6 protein-coding genes and 1 pseudogene are annotated in these 9,957 nt (G+C 56.3%); all 7 read left to right on the top strand.

Features of this window, described 5'->3' with window-relative positions; translation table 11 throughout:
* Window positions 1-216, top strand: a pseudogene (locus tag QZ517_RS01455) (glycerol-3-phosphate transporter); the annotation flags it as partial.
* 13 nt (window positions 217-229) lie between these two features.
* Entirely contained in the window at window positions 230-1,285 is a 1,056-nt protein-coding gene (locus QZ517_RS01450) for a sn-glycerol-3-phosphate import ATP-binding protein UgpC (RefSeq protein WP_294220910.1), read from the top strand.
* Window positions 1,282-2,247 (top strand): glycerophosphodiester phosphodiesterase family protein, encoded by a 966-nt coding sequence (locus tag QZ517_RS01445; protein WP_294220907.1) that lies wholly within the window; start codon window positions 1,282-1,284, stop codon window positions 2,245-2,247. Before QZ517_RS01450 ends, QZ517_RS01445 begins: the two co-directional genes overlap by 4 nt.
* A 198-nt stretch (window positions 2,248-2,445) precedes the next feature.
* A complete protein-coding gene (locus QZ517_RS01440) occupies window positions 2,446-4,092 on the top strand; it encodes a Na/Pi cotransporter family protein (protein WP_294220904.1) in 1,647 nt (548 codons plus the stop codon).
* Between the two features lie 193 nt (window positions 4,093-4,285).
* On the top strand, window positions 4,286-4,780 hold the full coding sequence (locus QZ517_RS01435) for an ATP-binding protein (RefSeq protein ID WP_294220901.1): 495 nt from the start codon (window positions 4,286-4,288) through the stop codon (window positions 4,778-4,780).
* 424 nt (window positions 4,781-5,204) lie between these two features.
* Window positions 5,205-7,493, top strand: a complete 2,289-nt coding sequence (locus QZ517_RS01430; RefSeq protein ID WP_294220898.1) for a PAS domain-containing hybrid sensor histidine kinase/response regulator — start codon at window positions 5,205-5,207, stop codon at window positions 7,491-7,493.
* A gap of 165 nt (window positions 7,494-7,658) precedes the next feature.
* The gene (locus tag QZ517_RS01425) at window positions 7,659-9,950 is read left to right on the top strand and encodes a Hint domain-containing protein (RefSeq protein ID WP_294220895.1); all 2,292 of its coding nucleotides are present in this window, start codon (window positions 7,659-7,661) and stop codon (window positions 9,948-9,950) included.
* The last annotated feature ends 7 nt before the right edge of the window (window positions 9,951-9,957 follow it).

Genomic DNA, 9,957 nt, shown 5'->3' with positions numbered 1-9,957 from the left:
GGCTGGAACCAGTACCTCTGGCCGCTGCTGATCACCACTGACACTGACATGACCACCATTGTGATGAGCATCAAACAGATGCTGGAGGCTGCCGAGCAATCGCCGCAGTGGAACATCATCATGATGACCGCACTTTTGGCGATGATCCCGCCAGTGTTTGTGGTTGTTGGCATGCAAAGGCTCTTTGTGCAGGGCCTCACTGAAACTGATAAATAACGGGTATCCTGCAATGGCATCCATTACACTCAAAGACCTTGTCAAAACTTATGGCGATGTCGAAGTCCTGCACCACGTTGAAGGGCAAATCGAAGATGGCGAGCTGATCGTCATCGTAGGCCCGTCGGGCTGTGGCAAATCCACGCTTTTGCGCATGGTTGCCGGTCTTGAGACCGTGACCTCGGGCGAGATCAGCATTGGTGACACAGTGGTCAACAAGCTGGAGCCTGCCGATCGCGACATCGCGATGGTGTTCCAAAACTACGCGCTGTATCCGCATATGTCCGTGCGCGAAAACATGGCTTATGGGCTGAAAATCCGCAAAATCTCCAAAAGTGAAATTGACCGTCGTGTGCAAGAGGCGGCGGAGATTTTGGAGATTGGTGCGTATCTGGACCGCAAGCCGCGCCAGCTGTCCGGTGGGCAACGTCAGCGGGTGGCCATGGGGCGCGCCATTGTGCGCAATCCACAGGTGTTCCTGTTTGATGAGCCGTTGTCGAACCTGGACGCGAAACTGCGGGTGCAGATGCGTTTGGAAATCCGCAAGCTGCAGCAGCGATTGGGCGTGACCTCGATCTATGTGACCCACGATCAGGTGGAAGCGATGACGTTGGGCGATCGGTTGATGGTTCTGAATGGTGGGTATGTCGAGCAATTCGGCACGCCAATTGAGCTCTATGACCGCCCGGCTACGGTGTTTGTCGCAGGCTTCATTGGCAGCCCGTCGATGAATTTCCTGCCGGCCGACGCCAATGGCGGCACCTTGGCGCTGGCCAATGGTGCAACGCTGGACGGCGAGGCGCAGGCCAATGGCAAGGTAACGCTTGGCGTGCGGCCGGAGCATTTGGTTCAGGATGACGCGGGCGCCATTCGCATCACCGTACAAATGGTTGAGCAATTGGGCGCCAACACGCTGGTTCACGGGGTTCTTGAAGGTTCTGACTCGGAGTTTGTGGCAAGTGTTCCTGGGCATGTGACTGCGGAAGCTGGCACCTTGATGAGCTTCTCCGCGGCAGCTGAAGAATTGCATATTTTTGACGTGACTACAGGCAAACGGATCGACGTATGACGCAGTTTCCTCAGTTAAATGGTTTTCGCGGTGCGCCAGGATTGGTCCGGCTGATTGGGCATCGGGGCGCGCGTGGTGTGATGCCGGAGAACACGCTTGAGGGGTTTGCGTTCACGGTAAAATCTGGCGTTGTGGCGTTGGAGTTTGACGTGGTTCTGACGCAGGATCAGGTGCCAGTTGTGACGCACAACCACCACTTGTTGAATGCGGCGACACGTGGGGTGGATGGCAAATGGCTTGAGGGTGAAGAGCTCAAAGTGTCAGAATTGCCGCTGTCACAACTTCAGTCTTACGACGTGGGAGGATTGGACGGGCGCACGGTGTACGGTCAGCGGTTTCCGGATCAGGTGTTTATGTCCGGTATTCGCGTGCCTACGTTGGGTGATCTGTTGGATATGGCGCTCACGCCGCAAGGCGCGGAGATGCTGTTTCTGTTGGAAATGAAATCTGATCCGCAGTTTGCAGGGGACAGTCACGTTGCTGAAACTTTGGTGTCTGAAGCGGTCAATGCCGTGCGGGCGCGGGGGCTGGAGCACCGCACGGTCTTGCACAGCTTTGATTGGAACCTACTTGAGGCGTGCGGGCGTATTGCGCCGGATATGCCGCGGTCGTTCCTGACAAAACTGCCGGAGAACGCCAGGGAATTGGGGGAGGATTCCTCCAAATCCGTTGCACCGGATTTCTCAAGCCTGGGCATGCCTGTTCCGCAAGCGGTGGCTGAGGCGGGAGGGCAGATGTGGTGTCCTTTTTATGCGGATGTGACGGCAGAAGCGGTGGCGCATGCTCATGAGCTGGGCCTATTGGTGTCGACTTGGACCGTGAATGAAGTGGATGAGATGCACCGCGTGATCGATGCGGGCGTGGATGGCATTGTCACGGATTATCCAGGGCGCGCGCAGCGTGTGTTGCTCGAGCGGGGACTGGTCTGGAGCGAAGATGTGGCTCAGATGGTGGCGGAATAAACCACCACAGCCAGTATGATGGGCCGGTCTTGGCCAGTGAGATGCCGGTTTGTGACCGGACGCGATCTCGCAAAACGGGCATTTTGCTGGACAATGCCTTAATAGAGAAGGCTTCGGCGGCCTCGTAGGCCTGGACATTGCGATGTCCAGGCACAGCGCAGGTGACCCAATAAGAAGAAGTGGACGTAGACACATACCATGCTCCTATTCCTGATAAATATTGCCGGCGCGGCGGCGCTTCTGATTTGGGCTGTGCGCTTGGTGCGCACTGGAATGGAGCGCGCCTTTTCGGTGCAGCTCAGGCTTTGGTTGCGGCGGTCGTCAAAAAACCGTGGCCTGGCGGCTGGGGCCGGTTTGGTGGTGTCGATGTTGCTGCAAAGCTCCACCGCCGTCGCAATGCTGGTGTCGAATTTTGCCGCCAATGGTGCGGTCGCCGTGCCGGTTGGGCTGGCAATTATCTTGGGGGCAGATGTGGGATCGGCGCTGGTGGCGCAGGTTCTGTTGGTGCGGCAGACCTGGTTGATCCCCTTGCTATTGGTGCTGGGGACTGCGCTGTTTTTGCGAGGGCAGCAGCGGCGGGTGCGGCAGACCGGGCGCATCCTGATTGGCTTGGCGCTGATTTTTGTTTCGTTGGACATGTTGCGGGCGGCCACTGCGCCGTTAATGGAAAGCGAGGCGGCGCTGCGGATGCTGTCCTATCTGGGGGCGGACCTGTTTGCGGCTTTTGTGATTGGCGCGATTTTTGCCTGGATGGTGCATTCCAGCGTGGCAGCTGTGCTGCTGTTTGTAACTTTGGTGGCGCAGGGCGCGTTGCCGACAGAAGCCGCCATGGCGATGGTGCTTGGCGCCAACCTTGGCGGGGCGATGATTGCTTATGTGCTGACATTGGCGGCTGAGCCGGAGGCGCGACGAATTGTGGTCGCCAATCTGGGCTTGCGCGGTGGCGGAGCGGTGCTGGTGCTGTTGGGCCTGCGGTTTGTCGAGGTAGACCTGTCGTGGCTCGGCAGCTCGGCAGCGACACAGACCATCAACCTGCATCTCGTGTTTAACGCGGTGCTGTGCATGTTGGCCCTGCCGTTTGTGGATATGTTTGCCAAGCTTGCGGGCCGGTTTGTGGCAGCGCCGATGGCGGATGAAAGCGCGATTGCGTCTGCTCTTGATCCAAGTGCCCTGGAGACGCCGACACGGGCATTGGCCAATGCGTCTCGCGAAATGATGCGCATGGGCGAGCGGGTGGAGACGATGTTGATTGCGGGGCAGAGATTGTTTGACACTTGGAGTGATGCGAGTGCTGAGGCCATCCGAGCGAATGACGTGGAAGTGCGCAAAATCCACAAGGAGATCAAGCTCTACCTGGCCGATTTGAACCGGCATGAGCTGGATGAGGCGACGGTGAAAGGCTCTATGGAGCTGTCGTTATTGGCTGCCAATCTTGAAGCGGCGTCAGATGTGCTGGCGCGCAATCTGGTGGAACTAGCACGTCGGATGGATTTGGAAGGGCTGAATTTCTCAAGCGCAGGACGACAGGAAATCTGTGACTTCCACGATCGCGTGTTGGCGAATGTACAGCTGGCGCTGAGCGTGATGATGGCGGGGCAACCGGATGATGCGCGCGAGTTGGTGGCGCAGAAAGAGAAGGTGCGTGGCGTGGAGCAGAAGCTGCAGCGCAAACATCTGCGGCGTTTGCATGAGGGGCTGTCTGAGAGCATTGAGACCAGCAATATCCATCAGGAAACGCTGCGCGTGCTAAAACAGGTGAACACGTCCTTTGCGATGGTGGGGTATCCGATTTTGGCCGAAACTGGTGATTTGCTGTCCAGCCGGTTGTCACCGGCGGAAAGCTAAGCTGCCCGCCGATAAGTTGCCCCGCGCCGCATTGCGACTGGACAGAGTGAACTGATCTGTCTAGGCAGCGGCATGGAATTTGCACCCGAAACATATGTGGCACTGCGCGCAATCAGCATTATCAGCCCGGTCTGAAAGATCAGGCCGGGACACGTATCGTTACGCCTTTCCATTTTTCTGACAGGGGTTTCCCATGTCTGTTTCTCCTCCTAGCCTTCATTTGATGTGTGGATTGGCCGCCTCCGGGAAGTCCACTTTGGCCAAACGCTTGGCCTCTGAAATGGGCGGGGTTGTGATTTCCGAAGACCAGTGGCTGTCTGCGCTTTTTAAAGACGAGTTGCACAGCCTTGCAGATTACGTGCGCTGCTCCGCGCGGTTGCGTCATGTCATGGCGCCACATGTGGTGGCGCTTTTGCAGGCTGGGCAAACGGTGGTGATGGATTTCCCTGCCAACACGCGCACGACGCGACGCTGGCTGAGTGATTTGGCGGGGCAAGCCGAGCTACGGGCACGGCTACACCACCTTGATGTACCACAGGCGATTTGTCGCAATCGGGCGATGGCGCGGAACCAAACCGGGACACATCCATTTCAGCTAACGATGGACGAATTTGATCATTTGGCGTCGCATTTTGAAGTACCAAGTGCCGAGGAAGGCTTTGAATTGGTCTTACTCAAGCACAGCTAAAGTCAGATGATGGGCGGCATTCTTGCGACTTTTGTAACTGTTGCGCGATGAATTGGCCTGGTCCATAGTCCGCGCGGCGACGCCTAGAATGGGCGAAGTGAGAGTCGTAACGGTGGTTTTTGGCAGCGTTTTGAAGGACCAAAGCGCGTGTCTCCTGTGTCCTGAGGATATTTGGAGGCGAATCACCGATGCGTCGCTAACAAGAAAAGACTAAGCAGAGGAGAGGTTAGAGCCAGAAGGCCTCCGGTCGTTTCACGGCCGAATTGGTTGCAAACCGGTCATACCGATCGCAAACACAGTAGATTTGCGTCAGAGCAACTTGCGGGATCTCTGACAGCCAAACGCACTTTGCATGTTGTTAGCGAATGTTAACCTTTTGAAGGCTTTACTTCACGCGAAAGCGAAACCCTAACCAGACCACCCCATGAACAATACCTCAACAGTGTTCAGCCCGATTGCGGGGCCATCAGCGCAGGAAACTGAGACTCGCGCACGGCGGAAGCTGTTGCTGGCTTATGCTGACGAGCGGGTTCAACGGCTGCCAGTGCGTCTTGCGCTATACTTTATTGGGTGCTCGATTGGCTACTATGCCGTAGAGTTGCTCCCGGTTTTGCTGAGCCTTGCCATTCTGTTGGCCGGGGACACAATTGATTGCCTTCTGTTGCGAACCTATGTGAGGCGGGAGGCCTTGGTGGGCAGCCTGAAGCGTGGCCAAAGATGCGCAACATTGACCAGCGCGTTGCAAGGCCTGAGCGTGGTGGCTGGCGTGTCGGTCTACTACTTTAAGCTCGGCGACGAAGCCAATATACTGTTTGTGATTGGCGCTTTGGGGCTGGGGGCGGTGAACGCGGCGATTGTGCTGCCAAAGAACCCGGCAGCGGCATTCACGCGGTTGTCCTTTTACCTCGTGGCCCCGTTCATTTACGTGGGATTGCAGGCGCTCTGGGCCGAAAGCTGGACGCCGTTTGTCATGATGGATGTGGCGGGCACCATGCTGGTGTTCTGCATGCTGTATATGTTCCTGGCGTTCACCAAGTCCGGCATGAGCAATTTCCGCATCACGCAGGATTTGGAGCAGCAAAAATCTGAGATGAAGCTCATGTATGCCCGTATGAACCGGCATCAGACCGAGTTGCAGCAGCTCTCTCTCGTGGCGCGGCATGCCAATGACAGTGTAATCATCACCGATCGCGAACGGCGGATTGTTTGGGTCAACGATGCCTTTACCCGGGTCACAGGGTTTTCATTTGTGGAAGCCAAAGGCGCGATTATTGCTGATTTGCTGACCGGCGCGGACCATGCGTTGAAAGCGATCAACACCATTGACCTGGCGGTTGAAGCTGGCCAGCCGTTTCGTGGTGAAGTGCAAAACGTCACCCGCGATGGACGCAAAATTTGGTTGGACGTGAACCTGTTCCCTATTCAGGGCCTAGACGGCGAGCCGGAATTCTTTGTCTCGATCGAGCGGGATGTGACGGAATCACGTAAATTGGCGGAGCAAATGGGCAAGGCGCGTCAGGCTGCGGAAGAAGGCGCGCGGGCCAAGTCCGAGTTTTTGGCCAATATGAGCCACGAGATCCGCACCCCACTGACGGGGGTGATCGGGATGGCCGACCTTTTGTCGGAAACAACACTGGATACGGAGCAAGAACGCTACGCCGATACGATCCGCGGGTCGTCACAAGCGCTTATGGCGATTATCAATGATATTCTGGATCTTTCCAAGCTGGACGCGGGTCGAATGGAATTACATCCGGTGAGTTTCTCACCGCGTGCTTGTGTTCAAGAAACACTGGATCTGTTGACTCCCGCGGCGCGCAGCAAAGGTTTGGAGCTTACTTGTCATGTCGACAGCACGGCGCCGGAATTTATCAAAGCGGATGATGGTCGCTTGCGGCAGGTGGTTACCAATATTGTTGGCAATGCGATCAAGTTCACCGAAGAAGGGGGCGTCTACCTGAAGCTGGGCCATCAGGCCGATGCGCATGGAAAGCGGTTGATTGTAGAGGTCACAGACACCGGCATTGGCATTTCGAAAGAAAATCAGGCCCATATCTTTGACCATTTCACCCAGGCTGAAGCCGCAACCACGCGCAAATTTGGCGGTACGGGATTGGGGCTCTCGATTTCCAAACACATACTTGATGTGATGGGAGGCGCCATTTCGGTACACTCTGAAGAGGGCGAAGGCGCCAGTTTCCGCATGGAATTCCCCTATGACGAGGCGGATCTGTCTTATGAGGCCCCCGGCAAGATCGCGCAGGGCGTTCCTCTGACGCTTGTGCCTGGGCTGCGGGTGCTGGTGGCGGAGGACAACAAGACCAATCGGTTCCTGTTGAAGAAATATCTAGCGGATCAACCCATCGACTTGGCCTTTGCCAACGATGGTGTCGAAGCGGTGGATCAGGTGCAGAGCTTTGGGCCTGATCTTGTGTTTATGGACATGTCCATGCCGCGGATGAGCGGGTTGGAAGCGACGCGGAAAATCCGTGGTCTGAAGATTCCCCAACCGTCCATCGTTGCTTTGACTGCCCATGCTTTTGACGAGGAGATGCGGGCTTGTTTGGACGCGGGTATGGATGACTTCCTGACCAAGCCGATCCGTAAAGCCGCGCTGATAGAGTGGATGGTGCAGTTTCAGCAACGTTTACTGGACGCGCGTGCGACAGATGTAATTGAGGCCGGTGATCCGCCTGTAGAGGGCGCGGCTTAAGCGCAGCGCGTGAGGGCGATTTTCCTTTGTCTCCCGATGGTTGTTCCAATTTCAAATCTGTAAAATATTGAAATTGTTTTGTTGCGAAGCCCGACAGCAATCTTGGCGTTGATTTAATCCGCATCTCTTAGATCGAGACTCCAACTTGATTCTGGAGCCTCGGTTATGGCCACAACTTTTGACGTTTTCTACCTCGGAACCTTTGCGGAACTTGACCCGGTTGAAGGCAACTACACATCTGAGAATGCGGAGAGCCTCGTAGGACAGACGCTTGGCGGCGCAAATGCGCCGCTGTCAAGCAATGTGGTGACCATGAGTCAGTACAATTCCGATTATGAAGAATACTATATCGACAATAGCCAAGCGAATGATCAGTTCCAAATTGATGGCGGTGCGCCGCTCACTTTTGACGGCTTGGTCGATTACAACGCGACAATCACCTATGCCGATGGCACGACGGCTAACATCACGGCGGTGGTGTTTCAGGCCACCGATGGCCAGACCTTTCTTGCGCCAGAGTATGTAGACAACAACGATCAATATGCGCTGGAGGCCAAGCCCATCCAGTCCCTAACGCTGAACAGCGTGGCCGCTGCCGGCAATGATTTGATTAGTGATCGGGTGGTTGGGGATTATGATGACGATGAGGCCGACGATGACGATGAGGTCGCAGCCGACGGTGTCGTGGACGGCTCCGCAGCCGGAGATGATATGGCGTTGGGCTACACCGATAGTCATGGAGATCAGATCACCGGCGGGGCAGACAATATAAACGGCGCTGGCGGCAACGACACGATCAGGGCAGATGGTGGCGATGACACCGTTTCAGGTGGCGACGGTCAGGATGTGATCTACGGACAGGACGGCGCGGACTCGATTGAAGGCGGCGGCAATTCGGATTTCATTTCTGGTGGCACAGGCAACGACACAATTTATGGCGACGCTGATAGTAATCCGGGCGAAGAATGGCAGATCCATTCCAGCTGGAATGCGTATTTCCTTGGCAATGGCACCGATTTGGATGGAGATGAATCCACCGGGTACTCCCACAACGCGGCCAGCCTTTTGGGCAGTTATGACTCGTCAGACACTCCCATTTCCGGGCAAACCGTCCGTGTTGATATCAGCGACTTTGATGGCGACGGTGGTGTAGACGAAAACAACGAGATGGCGTCTGGCGCTGCGTCCGAGATGAAAATTGACGGCGTGGAGCAGGTGTTGGACAACAATGCCGGCTATCAAGCGACAGTGACGTTTGAGGATGGATCAACGGGCACATTTACGGCGGTTGTCTTTCAGACGGTTGATGGTGATTTCTATTTGGCACCTGAGTATTCCAACAACGACGACATGGCGCTGTTGTCGAGCAAACCCATCCAGTCGATCTCCCTGGACAGCGTCTTTAGCGACAACAACTACTTGATGGCGGAAAGATGGGACTCGATTGCAGCCGAAGATGGAGGCGACGACACCATTTACGCCGGTGAAGGGGACGACGTTGTCTATGGCGAAATGGGCAACGACACGATTTTCGGGGAAGGCGGCCAAGACACCCTGGATGGCGGTGAGGGCGACGACAAGCTCCATGGCGGCACTGGTGATGATGTGTTTGTGGTCAGTGGCGGCAATGACACTATTGGCGACTTTAACACCGGCAACACCGGTGCGCTGCGGGATGGCGACAACACCAACAACGATTTTGTTGACCTAAGCGGGCACTATGATCACGTGCATGAAATGCATGCCGACTTGGCGGATGATGGTGTGCTCAACCAGTCCAACACGCTGGACGCCAAAGGCAACGTGGTGGATTACTCCAACAATACGCAATTTGGCGATGGCAGTCTGGCGTTCACCGGGAATGTGGATCTCACCTCGGACAACACCGGTGTGGTGTGCTTTACCACTGGCACGATGATCCTGACCCCGCAGGGAGAGCGGCCAATCGAGAGCTTAAAGCCGGGGGATTTGGTCACCACCATGGACAGCGGGCCGCAGCCGATTGTGTGGATCGGCAATACCTCTTTGACGCGCTCCCAACTCGGTGCACAGCCGAAATTGCGGCCAATCCATATCAATGCGGGCGTGTTGGGTGTCGATCGTCCACTGCTGGTGTCGCCCCAGCACGGCGTATTGCTGCCGGGCACCGATATTTTGGTGCGGGCTACTCACCTGCACCGGTTTGTGAAAGGCACCCGTGTGGCGCAGGGCAAGCAGGATGTGACCTATTTTCATATTATGTTTGAGCGCCACCAGATAGTGTTTTCCAACGGCAGCCCCAGCGAGAGTCTCTATCCGGGGCCCATGGCGTTGCAGGCGATGAATGCGGGGGCGCGGGCGGAAATTGACGCGCTGTTCCCCGGCGTGTTGGGCGTGTCGGTGCAGGACAAGTTGGCGCAGCTTTACGGCGAGACGGCCCGCGAGGTGGTGCGCAAGCCAACTCTGGGTGTGGCGTGAGATCAAG

The organism is uncultured Shimia sp. (genome assembly GCF_913054185.1).
Classification (GTDB): Bacteria; Pseudomonadota; Alphaproteobacteria; order Rhodobacterales; family Rhodobacteraceae; genus Shimia.
Note: the sequence above shows the minus strand (reverse complement) of the source record. Positions and strands in the feature narration are given on the sequence as shown.

Excerpts from the sequence above, each read along its gene's own strand:
- QZ517_RS01445 (WP_294220907.1), top strand. The coding sequence starts at position 1,282 with ATGACGCAGTTTCCTCAGTTAAATGGTTTTCGCGGTGCGCCAGGATTG.
- QZ517_RS01430 (WP_294220898.1), top strand. The coding sequence starts at position 5,205 with ATGAACAATACCTCAACAGTGTTCAGCCCGATTGCGGGGCCATCAGCG.
- QZ517_RS01440 (WP_294220904.1), top strand. The coding sequence starts at position 2,446 with ATGCTCCTATTCCTGATAAATATTGCCGGCGCGGCGGCGCTTCTGATT.
- QZ517_RS01425 (WP_294220895.1), top strand. The coding sequence starts at position 7,659 with ATGGCCACAACTTTTGACGTTTTCTACCTCGGAACCTTTGCGGAACTT.
- QZ517_RS01450 (WP_294220910.1), top strand. The coding sequence starts at position 230 with ATGGCATCCATTACACTCAAAGACCTTGTCAAAACTTATGGCGATGTC.
- QZ517_RS01435 (WP_294220901.1), top strand. The coding sequence starts at position 4,286 with ATGTCTGTTTCTCCTCCTAGCCTTCATTTGATGTGTGGATTGGCCGCC.